Annotated in this window: 23 protein-coding genes and 1 other RNA gene; 19 read left to right on the plus strand and 5 right to left on the minus strand. The window is 70.1% G+C overall.

The genetic code is table 11. The annotated features are described in order from the left end of the window. Positions 1-373: 373 nt before the first annotated feature. On the minus strand, positions 374-1,099 hold the full coding sequence (locus ACH4TG_RS22175) for an isocitrate lyase/phosphoenolpyruvate mutase family protein (RefSeq protein WP_398244133.1): 726 nt from the start codon (positions 1,097-1,099) through the stop codon (positions 374-376). Continuing rightward, positions 1,096-1,563 carry a carboxymuconolactone decarboxylase family protein gene (locus ACH4TG_RS22180; RefSeq protein ID WP_398244134.1) on the minus strand — a complete coding sequence of 156 codons (468 nt, stop codon included), beginning with the start codon at positions 1,561-1,563 and terminating at the stop codon, positions 1,096-1,098. The genes ACH4TG_RS22175 and ACH4TG_RS22180 overlap by 4 nt, the downstream gene beginning before the upstream one ends. Before the next feature lie 83 nt (positions 1,564-1,646). Here ACH4TG_RS22180 and ACH4TG_RS22185 point away from each other — a divergent pair, with 83 nt between their 5' ends. Beyond that, positions 1,647-2,204, plus strand: coding sequence for a GNAT family N-acetyltransferase (locus ACH4TG_RS22185; RefSeq protein ID WP_398244135.1), 558 nt, complete (start codon positions 1,647-1,649; stop codon positions 2,202-2,204). A gap of 99 nt (positions 2,205-2,303) precedes the next feature. Here ACH4TG_RS22185 and ACH4TG_RS22190 read toward each other — a convergent pair whose 3' ends face one another. The 3 genes from ACH4TG_RS22190 to ACH4TG_RS22200 all read right to left on the minus strand — a co-directional run bounded on the left by ACH4TG_RS22190 (position 2,304) and on the right by ACH4TG_RS22200 (position 5,088). Next, positions 2,304-2,852 carry an AAA family ATPase gene (locus ACH4TG_RS22190; RefSeq protein ID WP_398244136.1) on the minus strand — a complete coding sequence of 183 codons (549 nt, stop codon included), beginning with the start codon at positions 2,850-2,852 and terminating at the stop codon, positions 2,304-2,306. Positions 2,853-3,321: 469 nt separating this feature from the next. Further along, on the minus strand, positions 3,322-4,569 hold the full coding sequence (locus ACH4TG_RS22195; RefSeq protein WP_398244137.1) for an XRE family transcriptional regulator: 1,248 nt from the start codon (positions 4,567-4,569) through the stop codon (positions 3,322-3,324). Positions 4,570-4,734: 165 nt separating this feature from the next. Beyond that, positions 4,735-5,088, minus strand: a complete 354-nt coding sequence (locus ACH4TG_RS22200) for a GntR family transcriptional regulator (RefSeq protein ID WP_398244138.1) — start codon at positions 5,086-5,088, stop codon at positions 4,735-4,737. A 584-nt stretch (positions 5,089-5,672) separates the two neighbouring features. Here ACH4TG_RS22200 and ACH4TG_RS22205 point away from each other — a divergent pair. From ACH4TG_RS22205 to ACH4TG_RS22290, 18 genes are all read left to right on the plus strand, one after another. Then, positions 5,673-5,855, plus strand: a complete 183-nt coding sequence (locus ACH4TG_RS22205; protein WP_398244139.1) for a hypothetical protein — start codon at positions 5,673-5,675, stop codon at positions 5,853-5,855. Continuing rightward, positions 5,852-6,232 (plus strand): ATPase, encoded by a 381-nt coding sequence (locus tag ACH4TG_RS22210; protein WP_398244140.1) that lies wholly within the window; start codon positions 5,852-5,854, stop codon positions 6,230-6,232. The genes ACH4TG_RS22205 and ACH4TG_RS22210 overlap by 4 nt, the downstream gene beginning before the upstream one ends. Further along, positions 6,232-6,300, plus strand: an RNA gene (locus ACH4TG_RS22215) — hammerhead ribozyme type II. Before ACH4TG_RS22210 ends, ACH4TG_RS22215 begins: the two co-directional genes overlap by 1 nt. Before the next feature lie 18 nt (positions 6,301-6,318). Next, positions 6,319-6,516, plus strand: coding sequence for a hypothetical protein (locus ACH4TG_RS22220; protein WP_398244141.1), 198 nt, complete (start codon positions 6,319-6,321; stop codon positions 6,514-6,516). 110 nt (positions 6,517-6,626) lie between these two features. Beyond that, the gene (locus ACH4TG_RS22225; protein ID WP_398244142.1) at positions 6,627-6,842 is read left to right on the plus strand and encodes a hypothetical protein; all 216 of its coding nucleotides are present in this window, start codon (positions 6,627-6,629) and stop codon (positions 6,840-6,842) included. Between the two features lie 100 nt (positions 6,843-6,942). After that, complete coding sequence (locus tag ACH4TG_RS22230; RefSeq protein WP_398244143.1) at positions 6,943-7,392, plus strand: DUF3307 domain-containing protein; 450 nt, start codon at positions 6,943-6,945, stop codon at positions 7,390-7,392. A gap of 85 nt (positions 7,393-7,477) precedes the next feature. Then, complete coding sequence (locus ACH4TG_RS22235) at positions 7,478-7,741, plus strand: DUF6284 family protein (RefSeq protein WP_398244144.1); 264 nt, start codon at positions 7,478-7,480, stop codon at positions 7,739-7,741. Further along, on the plus strand, positions 7,738-8,025 hold the full coding sequence (locus tag ACH4TG_RS22240; RefSeq protein ID WP_398244146.1) for a DUF6303 family protein: 288 nt from the start codon (positions 7,738-7,740) through the stop codon (positions 8,023-8,025). The genes ACH4TG_RS22235 and ACH4TG_RS22240 overlap by 4 nt, the downstream gene beginning before the upstream one ends. Next, on the plus strand, positions 8,025-8,285 hold the full coding sequence (locus ACH4TG_RS22245) for a hypothetical protein (protein WP_398244147.1): 261 nt from the start codon (positions 8,025-8,027) through the stop codon (positions 8,283-8,285). Before ACH4TG_RS22240 ends, ACH4TG_RS22245 begins: the two co-directional genes overlap by 1 nt. Beyond that, entirely contained in the window at positions 8,282-8,941 is a 660-nt protein-coding gene (locus tag ACH4TG_RS22250) for a GGDEF domain-containing protein (protein ID WP_398244148.1), read from the plus strand. The genes ACH4TG_RS22245 and ACH4TG_RS22250 overlap by 4 nt, the downstream gene beginning before the upstream one ends. Next, positions 8,941-10,077, plus strand: coding sequence for a conjugal transfer protein (locus ACH4TG_RS22255; RefSeq protein ID WP_398244149.1), 1,137 nt, complete (start codon positions 8,941-8,943; stop codon positions 10,075-10,077). Before ACH4TG_RS22250 ends, ACH4TG_RS22255 begins: the two co-directional genes overlap by 1 nt. Further along, on the plus strand, positions 10,074-10,448 hold the full coding sequence (locus ACH4TG_RS22260) for an RRQRL motif-containing zinc-binding protein (RefSeq protein WP_398244150.1): 375 nt from the start codon (positions 10,074-10,076) through the stop codon (positions 10,446-10,448). The genes ACH4TG_RS22255 and ACH4TG_RS22260 overlap by 4 nt, the downstream gene beginning before the upstream one ends. 24 nt (positions 10,449-10,472) lie before the next feature. Beyond that, on the plus strand, positions 10,473-10,643 hold the full coding sequence (locus ACH4TG_RS22265; protein WP_398244151.1) for a hypothetical protein: 171 nt from the start codon (positions 10,473-10,475) through the stop codon (positions 10,641-10,643). Between the two features lie 22 nt (positions 10,644-10,665). Next, positions 10,666-10,911 (plus strand): hypothetical protein, encoded by a 246-nt coding sequence (locus ACH4TG_RS22270; protein ID WP_398244152.1) that lies wholly within the window; start codon positions 10,666-10,668, stop codon positions 10,909-10,911. Between the two features lie 101 nt (positions 10,912-11,012). Further along, on the plus strand, positions 11,013-13,247 hold the full coding sequence (locus tag ACH4TG_RS22275; protein WP_398244153.1) for a cell division protein FtsK: 2,235 nt from the start codon (positions 11,013-11,015) through the stop codon (positions 13,245-13,247). Between the two features lie 141 nt (positions 13,248-13,388). After that, positions 13,389-13,640, plus strand: a complete 252-nt coding sequence (locus tag ACH4TG_RS22280; protein ID WP_398244154.1) for a hypothetical protein — start codon at positions 13,389-13,391, stop codon at positions 13,638-13,640. Next, complete coding sequence (locus ACH4TG_RS22285; protein WP_398244156.1) at positions 13,637-14,182, plus strand: hypothetical protein; 546 nt, start codon at positions 13,637-13,639, stop codon at positions 14,180-14,182. Before ACH4TG_RS22280 ends, ACH4TG_RS22285 begins: the two co-directional genes overlap by 4 nt. 16 nt (positions 14,183-14,198) lie before the next feature. After that, positions 14,199-14,393, plus strand: a complete 195-nt coding sequence (locus ACH4TG_RS22290) for a hypothetical protein (protein ID WP_398244158.1) — start codon at positions 14,199-14,201, stop codon at positions 14,391-14,393. Position 14,394: the final 1 nt, after the last annotated feature.

Consider the following 14,394-nt stretch of genomic DNA (forward strand, 5'->3'; position numbering starts at 1 on the left):
CGGCCGGTGGTCCGGGACGGACCGATCTGCCCCTTCGGGGCGGTGGCGAACTGCGGCCCGCAGTCGGGCTGAGCGCGCTGGGGGCACCTCCCAGGCGCAGCTCTGGGGGACCCCGCGCCCCTGCGGGGCACCGCCTGCCCCGCGAGGGGCCGTCGCCGGCGGATGGTCGGTGGGCGGTTGCTCGCGCAGTTCCCCGCGCCCCTGGCGGGGCACGTTGCTGCCCCGGGGGCAGCGTTGCCGGCGGACGGCCGGTGGGGGTTGAGCGCGCTGGGGGCACCTCCCAGGCGCAGCCCTGGGGGACCCCGCGCCCCTGGCGGGGCACCGCCTGCCCCGCGAGGGGCCGTCGCCGGCGGACGGCCCGTGCGGGGCCGGGTCAGCGGAGGGAAGTGGCGAGTTCGGCCAGGGAGGCCATCGCCTGGGTGTGGAGGCCCCCACCGAAGGTGACCCGCGTGGCGCCGAACGCGCCGAGTTCCACAGGCGCGGGCCCACCCGCCTTGCACAAGGCGTTGAGCGGCAGCCCGATCTGCTCGGCCAGCTCCGTGAGTTGGGAGGGCGGCGCCATGATCGGGTAGACGCAGTCCGCCCCGGCCGCCGCGTACAGGCGGCCGCGTTCGACCGCCGCCGCGGTCGTCCGGTCCCCCCGCAGGAACGTGTCCACGCGGGCGTTGAGGACCAGTGCGTCACCCGCCTCCGCCCGCACCTCGGCGAGCCATTCCGCCTGCCGCTGCGGCTCCTTGAGCCGCCGGCTCGCCGGGTCGGAGTCCTCCAGGTTGCAGCCGACGGCCCCCGCCTCCAGCAACCGCTCCACCAACTCCTTCGCGGACAGCCCGTATCCGGCCTCCACGTCGGCCGTCACCGGCACGTCCACGGCCCGCGTGATCCGGGCGATCGCGGCGAACATCTCGGCGGGCGGCGTCCCTTCACCGTCCGCGTAGCCCAGGCTGGCCGCGACCCCGGCGCTCGGCGTCGCCAGCGCCTCGAAGCCGGCGTCGGCGAACACCCGGGCGCTGCCCGCGTCCCAGGGCCCCGGCAGAACCAGCGGGTCGACGGCCGCCCGTCCGTGGTGCAGTTCCCGCAACCGCCGTGCGCCCGCGCTCACTTGGCGCCCCCGGGCTGCGTGCGGAAGGTGACGTTGAAGCGGTTCCACGCGTTGATCGACACGATCGCCGCGACCAGCCGGGCCAGCTCACCCTCGTCGAAGTGCTCGGCGGCCCGCGCGTAGACCTCGTCGGGCACGAAGCCCTCGGTGAGCAGGGTGACCGCCTCGGTCAGGGCGAGCGCCGCCCGCTCCTTCTCGGTGTAGCGGCCCTCGACCTCCTCCCAGGCGCTGAGCAGGAAGATCCGCTCGTCGCTCTCGCCGGCCTTGCGGGCGTCGGCGATGTGCATGTCCAGGCAGTACGCGCAGCGGTTGATCTGCGAGGCGCGGATCTTGACCAGTTCGGCGATCACCGGGTCCACGCCCTTCGCGGCGGCATTGCTGAACGCCAGCATGGAGCGGAACATGTCGGGGGCGTGCCGGGCGTAGTCGCTGCGGGTGCGGGTGATCTCCGGTGCGTTCGTCATGCCTTGAACCTACGGCCAGATTGCTCCGGACCCGTGGACCAATCAGTGCGCGAATTCTTGGGCCAATCTGGTAGGAAGGCCGGATGATACGTGGAGCGAGGATCGGGCTGAGGGCCCGTCAGGAGAGCGATCTGCCGGTATTCCACGAGGAGATGTACAACGACGTCCTCGGGTTCAGCCGGGCCGACGGCCGCCCGTGGCGGCCCGCGTCCACGCCCGAGGACGCGGGCTACAAGCTGGTGGAGCCGTCCGACGAGCTGGCGGCCTTCTCCGTCGTCGAGCTGGCCTCGGGCGAGCTGGCGGGCATGGCGGTGCTGTGGGGCATCGACCTGCACCACAGGTCGGCCCATCTGGGCCTGGGGCTGCGCCCGTCGTTCCGCGGCCGCGGCCTGGGCAGCGACGTGGTGCGGGCACTGTGCGCCTACGGCTTCACCGTCCGCGGGCTGCGCCGGCTGCAACTGGAGACGCTGGCGGACAACGAGGCGATGCTCGCCGCGGCCGAGCGGTCCGGCTTCCGCCGCGAGGGAACGCTGCGCCGCGCGGGGTGGGTGTACGGCCGCGAGGTCGACGAGGTGATCCTCGGCCTGCTGCACGACGAGTGGGAGCCGCAGGACGTCCCGCCCGCGGCCGACCCGGCCTGACGCCGGGCGCGCCGCCCCGGCGTTCGACGTCGACCGCACGTCCCCGCCGCCCCGGCGTTCGTCTGCGGCGGTCGTCCCCGGTGTCCGTTGCCGGACCGGTCAGTCCTTGATCCGCGCCTCGTGGAGTCGGTCCAGGATCGCGTCGACCGTCTGGTCCGGCGTCTGGTCGGTGCTGTCCAGCCACAGGCCGATCCGCGGCGTCTCCGTGCGCAGCACGCGGTCCAGGCCGCCGACCGTCCACGTCCCGTACCCGGTCTTGGCGCGGGCCGCCTCCCGCGCCGTGACCGCCTCCCGCGAGGGCGCGAGCACCACCAGGTACCGCGGCCGGCTCGCGATCGCGTCGAGATACGGCTCCAGGTAAGGGCCGAGCACCACGTCCTGCACGACGGCGGTCCAGCCCGCGGCCGTGTACAGGTCGGCGGTCGACGCCGACACCCGGTAGCGCAGCCGCAGTTGCTGCTCGGCCTCCTCGTCCTGCTCCGGTGCCAGCGTGTGCCGTCCCGCCACCATCATCCTGCGGAACACGTCGCCGCGGACGTGCACAGCACGCGGCAGCCGCTCGGCCAGCAACTGCGCGACCGTCGACTTGCCCGATGCCATGACGCCGGTGATCACGACCACGGCGCGTTCCAGTTCCACGTCTCCCACTGCTCGCCCCCTTGTCCGGTGGACGCCCCCGTCCGACGGTCGAGCATTCCAGCCCGATGCGCCGCGCTCAACCGTTCCGGGCCTCCCGGTCCTGTCCTTTCACCCCGTGACACACGCGGCGGGGCACGGGTGCAGGACGCAAAACCCCGCAAGCGAAGCACGCAGAAAAAAACACCCGGCCGACCGCGGGGGGCGCGGTCGGCCGGGTGCTGCGGAGGCCGTGACCGGAATCGAACCGGCGTAACTCGCTTTGCAGGTTGGTCCACACCCGGAGAGGAGCTGTACGGGCCCGTACGGCGGCGTTCAGGCCCGTGCGGGTATGGCGGGGCTCGCCTCGGCTGAACGGCTCTGTACGGGCCCGTACAGAGATGAACGAGACGGAAACTGAGACGGTGCCTGGCGTCTTCGCCCAAGACGTGCGTAGGGCCCGACCAAACAGGGTCGGGCCCTTTGCACGTGTCGGCTGCCCTCAGGGCACGATGAATCCGGGACGGTCCTGTCCTAGGTCCCTGAGATGGGTGAGGTACTCCTGAGCAGCGGGTTCGTTGCTGTACCGCTCCCGGACAACCGCGGCGAGCTCCCGGCTCGTCATGATGAGCGAGGGGATCGACTGGCGTTCACCCTGGAGCGCACGCTCTCCGTGGATGAGGGCGCCTTCGAGATCGCCCTCACGGGCTGCCGTGACTCCGAGCGTCACGCGCGCCTCGGCGTTGCGCATGGGGGATCGCTCAGTCCCGTCGAAGTCGGTACCGGCCCGCAAGACCTCTTCCGCGAGGGTGCGCGCGAGCTTGTCCTCACCAACCAGCCGGTAGCAGTCCATCGCGTAGTAGTCGAACTTCGCCGGGTCCACGACGAAGTGGTGGTCAAGGTTCTCGGGGTAGGGCATCCCTTCGAGGAGGCGCCGGCCGCGATCTAGCGCAACCTCAGTCTGCCTCCGGTCTCCGATCCTGGCCCATGCCTTGGCCTCCTGGGCTGCGAGTTGTACCGCCACCCCGTGGTGGGCTGCCGATTCGCTCCCCGCCTGAGAGGCTGCGATGACTCCGCGGTAGTCGCCAGTCGTCAGGGCGAACCACGCTCGCATTTCGTGCGCCCAACCTGTGACTTCAGCGTTTTCTGCCTCGCCGGCGAGCGAGAGCGCAGCACGGCGCGTGGTCTCCGCAGCGTGCCGGTTGCCAGTGTCGTATTCGACGCAGCCGACCAGAAGGGCGAGCCATCCCGACAGTGCCAATACCTCCCGGTGCTGGGCGAGAGTGAGACTCTTCGAGTGGAGTTCGACCACCCGCCGAAGCCATTGCCGCCCCTCCATGAGGAGTTGCTCGCTCGGCATGTACGGATATTCGGAGCACAGTCGATCCGCAGTGATACGAAGTGCATCAAGGGTGGCGTTGTCTACGTCTGACCGGTGAAGTCGGCTCACGATTTCAAACGTCTCCATACCGCTTACGGATGCGATTTCCGCATTTCCATTACGGCGGGGCGGCTCTGGGAACATCGCGTTGGTGACCGTCCCGAAGGCGGCCGCGATGATCGGGCGGTAGAACTCTCCCGGCATCTGTCCCGCTTCCCAGCGCTTCCACTGCCGAACCATGCTGTCGTCGCTGGGCAGCTCCGAGGAAGCGTGGGCCCGCAACGCCCGCACCACATCAGCCTGAGACCAGTTACGCGCGATTCGCTCCGCTGCGATTCGCCGCGCCCACGCCGGCCTGTCGTCGCTCATGAGCCCTCCTCAAGGGCGAGTGTGCCTAATCGGGAGTCTGCTCTCTTTCGAGGGGGGACACGCAAGAGGACAGCACGGGGACACTTGAAAGTGTCCCCTGTCCCTTGCTTTGCCACCAACGTGTCACTGTTGTATGGCGCCTGAGGTGGGCATGGTAATTCCAGATCACGCACCAACCGATCCCGAGCGCTCTTCGAGTGCTGCGACCCGTTGTGTCAGTGCTTCAATCTGGGAGTGGAGACCCTTGATTTCCTCGGTGACATCCGGCTTAGCTTCCGCTGATTCCTGGTCTGCCTTCGCAACGAAGTATCCCAGGTTCCCCGCTGAAAAAATCAGCCCCTCGTCAACGAGGATGCGCAGTCCGTTGGACAGGGTTTGCCCTGCGATGCCGAAGCGCTTTGCCAGGTCCCGGGTCGGAGGCAGCTTCCCCCCGCCGTGCTTGCCTGCGCTGATCTCGGCGCGCAGCACATCAGCAACCTGCACGGACTTGGGGCGCGAGTCGTTCGGGTCGAGGCTCATGCTCTGAGGGTATCCCGCAGTGCGTTCTAGTGCGCACTGCCACGGGGGTTGCGTAGTAGTGCGCACTAGTGCAAGCTAGTTCATGAGCAGGGCGGGGCTCAGATCCCGCTCCCTGCCGGGACAACTCAACAGAGTGATCCACCGCAGTACGACGGCCGTGACCGCACCGGCCGGGGCGAGTGGAGACCAGCCGGTAGAGAAGGGGCTCTTTTGCCCTGACACCTCGGTCGCCCTTAAGACGGCGGCCGTACATGGGACACGCAACCGGCTTGAAAGAACCGCGCGGCCGACCTTGGCCAGCGACGACCCCCGGAAGGGATCTCTCCGGGGCGAGCAGGCCCGCGCGTAGTCGAGATCCGAGCACCACCTGACCCGCACCGACCTCGCCGTGGCCCTCGGGCCGGCGCCGGATGGTTGCGGGTCTTTGCGTGTCGAGCACGCACGGTCCCTGGCATGCCCGTGAACGGGGTGCCGGGTGGCCGTGGCTGCTCGAACCACTGATCAGCCGCACACACAAAGACGGGCGCACCCCCATCGCCTGGCAGCTAACGGGGTGCGCCCTTTGAGCCCCGAAGGGATCACAGATGAGCTTATTCAGCTCGCGACGCGACGAACAGCCCAGCACCGCACAGGAGTTGCTCGCCGACGCGGCACGCGACTACCAGCAGCACAACAGCGCGGACACCCAGGCCGCGGCCCGTGAGCAGTCCGGACAGACCCGCACCACCGGCAACGCCAACGGCGGCAGCCGCTGGGGGCGTCGGTGAGCGTCGTCACGATCATCTCGTTCGGCTTCCTCCATGGGGAGCCGCCGGCCGCGCACCTGGTCCTGGACCTGCGGGAGCACTTCCGGGACCCGCACGTCTCCCCGGAGCTCCGGTACTTGACCGCGCTGGATGAACCCGTCCGCGCGGCGGTCCGGTCCACACCCGGTATCGCCGCTCTGGTGGGCGTCACAGCCGCCGCGGTGGACGCGTTCGCCGTGGGCCCGAGCGCGGGCCCGGTCACCATCGCCGATGGCTGCGCCGGGGGCAGGCACCGCGCCCCCAGCTTCGCCATGGACCTGGCGGACCTGCTGACCATCGCCGGTCACACCGTCACCGTTCACCACCGTGACCTCGACAAGGACGTCGTAGACCGCTGAGTCGAAACGCCCCCCGCGCGGGGGCGTCGGCCGGGATTCGTCAACCGGTCCTGATGAGACAGACGAAACCGAGGAGGAATCGAATCATGGGGCGTTTCTTCAACAAGGGCGACCGTGTCTATGAGGTGACCAGTGGCCGTCAGGACCACGGAACGGTGACCGAGACCGACAGGGGAATCGGCGCGAACGGCAACCAGGTGCAGGCCGACGTTCGGTTCGACGACGACGGATCCGTGTGCGGCATGTACACGTACACGATCCGTCATTGCGACGACGGTCACTGAGCCGAAGCGCCGATCTACCGCACCGCTAGCCCGGGCAACTCCAACGGCCGAAGTCGTTGGGGCGTCGCTAAGCGCTATCACCGTCACTCGCGAACGACCAAGGAGACCACGTGTCCCGCTACCTGGAAGAGGCCGCAGGGCTGCTGCGGAAGTCCGCGCAGGCCAACGAAGAGCAGTTCGGCAAGGGCCAGTCCCCGAAGTTGCTGACGGAGGGACGCGAGCGCATCGCCCGGCAGTTCGCCGTCCTCGCCTCGATTGACAAGGGCCTGCTGCCCGCTGACCTGAGCCACTCCATCCTTCAGCAGTTCGTCAACGGCACGGCCTGATCCATTCGCCCCGGCATCCACGCCGTGAGGGCGCCGCTTCGAATGCGGCCCGGGGCACTCGCTTTCCCTCTCTCACACCTCTTCTACCTGGAGTTTTGCCGTGCAGGCTTCTGTTTTTGCCGCGGTGTTCGCGGCGTTATTCGTCGCTCACAGCGTGGGGGATCACTGGGTGCAGTCCTCGGCTCAGTCCGCGGCCAAGGGTCGTCCCGGCTGGCCGGGTCGTCTGGCCGACGCGGCCCATGTCTTGACGCTGACCGCGACCAAGGTCGTGGTGCTGCTGCCGGTTGCGGTGCTGCTGGACCTGCGCCTGTCGGCGCCGGCCGTGGCGGTCGGGCTGGCGGTGGATGCGCTGACGCACTGGTGGGCGGACCGGCGTTCCACGTTGGCGTGGCTGGCCAAGGTCACCGGCAAGTCGGAGTTCTACCGCCTGGGTGCTCCGCGTCCGGGCCGGGACGACAACCCGTCGATCGGGACTGGCGCCTACGCGCTGGATCAGTCCTTCCACTACCTGTGGCTGCTGATCGCGGCCCTGATCATCGCCCATTTCTGAGCACCCGGGACGGCCGCAGTTCTTTGACGAGACGCGGCGGCCGTCCCGGGCTTTGGCTCCCGAACAGGAGATAGGAGCACTACCTATGCTGCCCCACAACTGGGACAACGACGCGGCCGACGTGCTGGCCGATGAGATCGAGCCCACTGACGCCGAACTGGCCGCGCTGGAGTGCGAGATGCCGGTGGTCCTGGCGGAGGTGGAACTGCTGGACGTGCAGATCTCCCTGCTGGACCGCCGCCCGAACGACCTGGACCGGCGCCGCATGCGCCGGGCCCACAACCGCCTGATCGGCGCCCGGCGCGCCGCCGCCAACATCCGCCCCTTCCCCGCGGGCGGTGTGGCATGAGCCGTAACCGCGCGCTGATGTCGCCGCGGATCAACGACGGGCCGTGGCGGGTGTTCGTGCAACTCCCGGAGCTCCCGAACGGGCCGTGGCCGGAGTTCGTGTGGCCGGCGGGTTCTGCAATCCCCACGCCCGCGGAGCGCCGCGAGGCACTGGCTGGTCTCGGCTACCAGCCCGCCGCCGGTGCGGAGTGGGAGTGGATGGAGATGGACCTGAACCCGGATTCCCAGTGGGCAGTCCGGCTGCTGGCTGCGATCGACGTGGACCCCGCCGGCGGTGATCGGTGATGGGTCGCTTACGGGACGCCCTGCGCGGCGTGGCGGATACGGCGATGGACTCGCCGATGCCGGCCGCACGGGCGAACGCGATAGCGCAGGTCAGTGCCCGGATCGCGGTGGAGCAGGGGCACCCCGGCGCCGCGGCGGCGTTCGCCGTGGTCTCCACGGCCGTTGCGGTCGCCGAGGGCGCCGTGGGCCGCAGTCACCACGACCCGGATGTCACCTACGCCACGTTCCACGAGGAGCCGAAGCGGGGGCGCCGGTCATGAGCGCTGTCCTTACTGCTGCCGCGGTGGCGGGTCCGTTGGCGGCCGGGTGGCCGCTGCACGCCTGGCGTCTGCGGCGCCGCCTGGATACGGCGCGCCACGATCCGCTGTCGGGTCTGCTGACCCGCGCCCCGTTCGAGGAACGGGCTGCGCGGCTGCTCGACACCCGTGGGGTGTCGGCGGTGCTGGTGGACCTCGACGGGTTCAAGGCTCTCAACGACACCCACGGTCACGCCGCTGGTGACGCCGCGATCCGCGCGACCGGCGCCCGCCTGAACTGGTGGATGCAGATCAATAGCCCCGGCGTGTGCGCCCGCCTGGGTGGGGACGAGTTCGCCGCCGTGCTGCACACCCTCAGTACCGCTGAGCTGTCGTGGGCGGCCGATGAGCTGCACCGCGCACTGGCCGAACCCATCACTTACGAGGGCCGGGACCTGCCCATCGGCGCCTCTGTGGGCGCCGTGCGCCGCCCGCCCGGTGTCGTGGTGGACCTGCCCGGGCTGCTGCGGCGGGCGGATGAGGCCATGTACTTCGCCAAGGGACTGGGGGGCGGTTCTTGCGTCTCCGGCTGGCACGACCCGCAGCACCCGACTACCAACGGCCGCCGCGCCGGCAGGCCCGGCACCGGCGAGCCCCACACGCGCAGGGAGGTGGCGTGATGGCCACCCGAACCAAACTGTCCTGGCCGCAAGGCATCGTCCTTGCCGCCGCGTTCCTGCCCATGCTCGCCACCGCCTACTTCGGCGGGCGGGGAACGTTCACCAACATCTCCCGTGCCTACGGCAGCGGCACCGCGATGGGCGCGGTCGCCGCCGGTGAAGGCGCAACCGCCGTGCTCGCCCTGGTCCTGATGGGCCTGACCATGCTCGGTCAGTCCTCCCCCCGCGTGATCCGTCTGGGACTGTGGGCTCTGCCCGCCGCGGCGTCGGTGATGGCCGCGTCCGCGGCGCAGGACCCCGGCCGCATCGCCATCTACGCCATCACCCCGATGGGCATGTGTGTGTCGGCTGAGGGCATGGCGTTCCTGGCCCGCCGGATCGTGGTCCACCAAGAGGGCCGGGACGCCGAAGCAGAGGCCAAGGCCGCGGGCATCGTGCGGGAGCTGGCCTACCAGCGCGCCGTTGCCGCCAACCACCCCGACAAGGAGGTACGGGCCAAGGCGGAGCGCGAGTCGTGGAAGCTGGCCCGCAAGGTCGGCGTGGGTGACTACGCGCTGGGGTTGCGGCTGCTGGAGGTGCAGCGCGAGCGCGTCACCACCGGCGCGGACGCCGCCCTTGCCGCGATGTTCACCACCCCGCTGCCCGCGATCGAATCGACCCCCGGCGTCCCGATCGAGCAGGCGCCCGAGACTCCGACCGGCCCCGCCGATCCGGCACCGGCCGACGTGGACGCAAACCAGGAGGAATCCCAGCAGGCACCCGCAAATCAGTCGAGGGGTGACCTGCGGGAATCGACCCCCGAGCAGCCTGACACGGCGCCCACAGAGTCGGCCGACACCGACGCTGCCCCTGAGTCGATCGCGGACACGCCGCCGAAGCTCACGCCGGTGCCGCAGGCTTCGAAGCGTCGGCCGACCGGTCGGCTCCCCAAGTCGGCCAGATCGCGCCGACCGACCCGCACCCCGGCCGAACTCCTGGACCAGGCACGCGAGGCAACCGCGGACTGGCCGGATGAGGACCTGACCGCAGAGGCGATCCGCAAGGCCGTCCACACCGCCCCGGCCAAGGCCCGGCTGCTGCGCGACACCCTGAAGGCGGAGCGCGCTGACATTGCGGGTGACGAGTCGGCGGCATGAGCCGCTTCTACGACCCGACCGGCGCCCGGTACGGCATCCCTACCTTCCCGCTGCGGTGCGCGCCGGACGGCTACGCCACCCGCCGCCAACTCCGTACCCGGGGGTTGCGGCCGGGTGGTCAGCCGGTTGCCGCGCAACTGCTGTGGCGCTCCCGCAAGGCCCGCGGCGGCATCCGCGCGGCGTGGCTGTTCCGCCTTGACCTGGCCAAACCGGTGCGTCCGATGACGCCGGGGATGTGGCGGGCACACGCCGCGATGATGCGCGCCCGCCGCACCTGCCCGACCTGCCGGCGTGATGCCGGCTACGTGATTCCCCCCTCGCTCGGCATGTGCGTGACCTGCGCATACCCCGAAGAACAGCGCGCCGCCTAACCACCCACTGACCTGGGAGAACGCGTGATCCGCACCCACCGAGACGACCCGCCACTGACCGCCCGGGAAGCCGCTGAGATCGCCCGGATCACGGGCGTGGCCGCGCTCCGCCGCGGCCAACTCACCACCCGGCAGATGAAGGCCATCGACCGCATCCTCGACGGCGCCCGCAAGCGCCAGCACAAGACCCGATAGCCCTACTGACCTGGGAGTTTCCATGAGCAACGCGTTCTACACGGTGTGGCGCAACGGCGAGCAGATCAACGCCGGATACGGCGTGGAAGCGGTCTGCGAAGAGCCCGGCTGCGATGAGGGTATCGACCGCGGCCTGGCGTTCCTGTGCGGCGTCACGCCCGGCGGTGACGAGTACGGCTGTGGCGGCTACTTCTGCGGCAAGCACCTGAACATCCCGCTGGCCGACGACGTCCCCGGCAACTTCTGCCTCCGCTGCATCGACCGCTGATCAGCGCCCCTGTCCTTCGGGGTCCGGCCGCCACCGTCCAAAGCCGCGGCCGGACCCCTTCGTTATGCCCCTGACCTCGTGAGATGAGGAGCAGACCAACCGTGTCTGAGATCAACGACTTTGACCAGCCCGACCCGCCCGAGACCGATCCGGACGACGACGGCAACACGGCGGCGGTGCTGCCGTTCAAGAAGAAGACCCCCGACCCGCAGGTGCTCGCACCTGGGGAGGCCAAGCCGGGCGAGTGGCAGGCCGACCTCCCGGACGACACCGACACGGACGATGACGCGGCTGGGGTCGCGGAGGGCGTGCCGGTGGACCCGCCGAAGCAGGCGTATCCGCCCTCGGTTCAGGAGTGGATGAGCGAGCAGGACAAGGCCCGCCGCCCCGTGATTCCGGAGTGGGTGAAGCTCCCTGACCAGCGCAAAGCGGTCCGTAAGTGGGCTGTGCGGCACTACGGGACCGTGATCGGCTACCACGCGGTGCGTATCCCGTGCATCTACACGCCCAAGCTGCTCGCCTACGCCCCGCGCGGGGCGTGGCGGTGGTCGACGGCCGCCGGGCACTGGGTGTTCGACTACGAGGCCAAGCCGCTGCGTCAGGCCGCGGTGCTGGCGGAGGACACCGGCGAGTACCTGCGACTTTCCGCGGTGCGGGATGCGCGGGTGCGCCTGCGGGGCATCATCGCCGGGTTGGCCGGCATCGTGGGCCTGATCGCGGCGCTGGTGTTGTGGGTGATGGCCCCCACGTGGATGCTGCTGCTGGCGATCGCGACCCTGGCCACCACGCTGGGGATCGCGGGGGCGCCGGCCGATCGGCCGCTGATCGACCGCGCGAAGGTGACGTTCCGCAAGCGCAAGCTGTCCTCGGACATCGTCATCCGGGCGCACGAGGTGGCCGGGTTGACCAGCCGGGATCAGACGATCGCGTTCCCGCGGCCGATCGGCCGTGACGGCGACGGGTGGCGGGTCGTGGTCGATCTGCCCTACGGCAAGACGTTCGAGGACGCGATGAAGGCGCATGCGCGCCTGTCGTCGGGTATGGACATCGCCCCGACCCAACTGTTCCTGGACAAGGACGAGACCAGCGGGCGGCGGGTGTCGTACTGGATCGCCGACCGTGACCCGCTGGCGGTGCCCTCGGGTAAGTCGCCGCTGCTGGGGGCGACGCGGGTGGACTTCTGGAAGCCGTTCCCGTGGGGTGTCGATGAGCGGGGCAACCCGGTCATGGCCACCCTGTTGTGGCTGTCGCTGCTGGTCGGCGCCGTGCCGCGGCAGGGCAAGACGTTCTCCGCGCGGACGATCGCGCTTGCCGCCGCGCTGGATCCGTACGTCAGGTTGTACGTGTTCGACGGCAAGGCGTCGCCGGACTGGCGCACGTTCGCCAAGGTCGCGCACCGGATCGGGTTCGGGATCGTGCCCAAGAACGGGATCGACCCGGTGCAGCATCTGCTGGCGTCGCTGCGGGAGTTGAAGGCGGACGTCGAGGACCGGTACCACCGACTGTCGGAACTGCCGCTGCACATCTGCCCCGAGGGCAAGCTCACCCCGGAGATCAGCCGGGATAAGAAGCTGAACATGCCGCTGACGCTGTTCGTGGTGGACGAGGTGCAGGAGTACCTGACCCACCCCGAGCACGGCAAGGAGATCCTTGCCCTGCTGGTCTACCTCGCCCGGGTCGCCCCGGCAGTCGGCGTCTCGGTGATGACCGCGACACAGAAGCCGGACGACAAGGCGTGCCCCTCGGAACTGCGTGACCAGCACCAGGCCCGGTTCGCCCTGCGGGTCGGCGCCTACCAGGTCTCGGACACCATCCTTGGTGCCGGGTCCTACTCCGAAGGGCTGGACGCGTCCAAGCTGCTCAAGTCCCACAAGGGCGTTGGCCTGCTCAAGGGCATGTCCGATGACTCCGGGATCGTGCGCACCTACCTCGCTGACGGCCGGGACGCCGAGCGCATCCTGACCCGCGCCGCTGCTCTGCGGGAGGCCGAAGGCACCCTGTCCGGCGACGCGGCCGGCGAGGCCCCGGCCCCGGAGACGTCCGCGACGATCCTGGACGACGTCGCGACCGTCCTCGGCAAGGGCGAGACCAAGGTGTGGTCGGAGACGGTCGTGGACCGCCTGGCCGACCTGCGGCCGGACGTCTACGGCCCGTGGGCCGAACTGGACGCCAAGCCCAAGGCCGAAGCGCTCACCGCCGCGCTCAAGCCGTTCGGTGTGGCCACTGACCAGATCAGCCGCCGCATCGACGGCAAGCAGGTCAACAAGCGCGGCATCAAGCGCGAGGACATCGCCACCGCCATCACGGAGCGTAACAACAAGCGGGATGCCGGATAGGTCCCGAACCCTGCTACCGGTAGCGGCAGACGTCGCTACCGGTAGCAACCCTGCTAGCGACCCATCTGCCCCCTGATCAGGCCGCTAGCAGATAGCGGCCGACCTGCGGAAACCCGCGAAAACCGGCCCTGGAGACCCCTGATGACCCTCCCCGCCCTTGCTAGCGCCTTCCTCCTGCTCGTCACGCTCGGTTACGCCGGGGTGTGTGCGGCTCAGCCGTTCGGACGCTGCCGCAAGTGCCGCGGCGTCGGCCAACTCATCAAGACCAACCGCCGCGGCAAGCTCAAGCGCGGCAAGGTCTGCCGCCGCTGCCACGGCCACGGCGTCCGCATACGCCGCGGACGCCACCTCTACAACCTGTGGCGCCGCACCTACACCCGCGGCACCCGGTGACCGCCATGCCGGCCGCCGCCGCGTTACCGCCCTCGGACTCCGGTCCGGGGGCGGAGTTGCTTCCCACCCCGGACCGGCCGGGCCTGTGGGTCCGCGCCGTGCCCAAGTTGGACTGGCCGATGCACCCGGCCACCGCAGAACCGGCCCGTGCCGCGTTCGCCTGCCGGTGCGGACTGACCCGCACCGCCATCGGACACATCGGCGTCGCAGCACTGACCGCCGACTACCAGGGGCACCTGACCGTCTGCCCGCTCATCCCCGAACTGCCCTGCCAGCACTGCGGCCAGCCCACCCGCGCCCGCTGTCGCGGTAACCAGGGCTGGCCCGCGCACCCCGAGTGCTACGAGGCGTGGGAGAACCGGGTTCCCGAGCAGCGTCGCCGCGAGCAGCAGGCCAAGGCCATCGCGAGCAGGGACCGGCAGCGCCGCAATGCCGCCCGCCTGCGCCGTGACTTGATCCGCCAGGGCTACGCGCCTGACCTGGCCGCGGCCATCGCTTCCGGCGAGATCCCCACCACCGACGACGACCCCGCCACCTCCTGAACGGAGACCCCTGCACATGATCCTGTCGATATCCGGCGTGCTGCTCTTCGGCGTCTTCACCGTCCTCGCGGTTCGCTCGCGGGCCACGTCGTTCCCGGCCGCCGCCGCGGTGTTCCTGTTCGGCTTCTACGTCGCGGCCACCGGCGCCGCGCACCCCATCAACCAGTTCATGGCCAGCGTCGCGCAGTCCATCGCGCAGATGCGCGGATGAC

It is taken from the genome of Streptomyces sp. NPDC020917 (assembly GCF_044333795.1).
GTDB lineage: Bacteria > Actinomycetota > Actinomycetes > Streptomycetales > Streptomycetaceae > Actinacidiphila.

Coding starts and splice junctions, on each gene's coding strand:
- ACH4TG_RS22180 (WP_398244134.1), bottom strand. CDS start 1,563: ATGACGAACGCACCGGAGATCACCCGCACCCGCAGCGACTACGCCCGG.
- ACH4TG_RS22185 (WP_398244135.1), top strand. CDS start 1,647: ATGATACGTGGAGCGAGGATCGGGCTGAGGGCCCGTCAGGAGAGCGAT.
- ACH4TG_RS22195 (WP_398244137.1), bottom strand. CDS start 4,569: ATGAGCGACGACAGGCCGGCGTGGGCGCGGCGAATCGCAGCGGAGCGA.
- ACH4TG_RS22200 (WP_398244138.1), bottom strand. CDS start 5,088: ATGAGCCTCGACCCGAACGACTCGCGCCCCAAGTCCGTGCAGGTTGCT.
- ACH4TG_RS22205 (WP_398244139.1), top strand. CDS start 5,673: ATGAGCTTATTCAGCTCGCGACGCGACGAACAGCCCAGCACCGCACAG.
- ACH4TG_RS22220 (WP_398244141.1), top strand. CDS start 6,319: ATGGGGCGTTTCTTCAACAAGGGCGACCGTGTCTATGAGGTGACCAGT.
- ACH4TG_RS22235 (WP_398244144.1), top strand. CDS start 7,478: ATGCTGCCCCACAACTGGGACAACGACGCGGCCGACGTGCTGGCCGAT.
- ACH4TG_RS22240 (WP_398244146.1), top strand. CDS start 7,738: ATGAGCCGTAACCGCGCGCTGATGTCGCCGCGGATCAACGACGGGCCG.
- ACH4TG_RS22245 (WP_398244147.1), top strand. CDS start 8,025: ATGGGTCGCTTACGGGACGCCCTGCGCGGCGTGGCGGATACGGCGATG.
- ACH4TG_RS22250 (WP_398244148.1), top strand. CDS start 8,282: ATGAGCGCTGTCCTTACTGCTGCCGCGGTGGCGGGTCCGTTGGCGGCC.
- ACH4TG_RS22255 (WP_398244149.1), top strand. CDS start 8,941: ATGGCCACCCGAACCAAACTGTCCTGGCCGCAAGGCATCGTCCTTGCC.
- ACH4TG_RS22260 (WP_398244150.1), top strand. CDS start 10,074: ATGAGCCGCTTCTACGACCCGACCGGCGCCCGGTACGGCATCCCTACC.
- ACH4TG_RS22270 (WP_398244152.1), top strand. CDS start 10,666: ATGAGCAACGCGTTCTACACGGTGTGGCGCAACGGCGAGCAGATCAAC.
- ACH4TG_RS22280 (WP_398244154.1), top strand. CDS start 13,389: ATGACCCTCCCCGCCCTTGCTAGCGCCTTCCTCCTGCTCGTCACGCTC.
- ACH4TG_RS22290 (WP_398244158.1), top strand. CDS start 14,199: ATGATCCTGTCGATATCCGGCGTGCTGCTCTTCGGCGTCTTCACCGTC.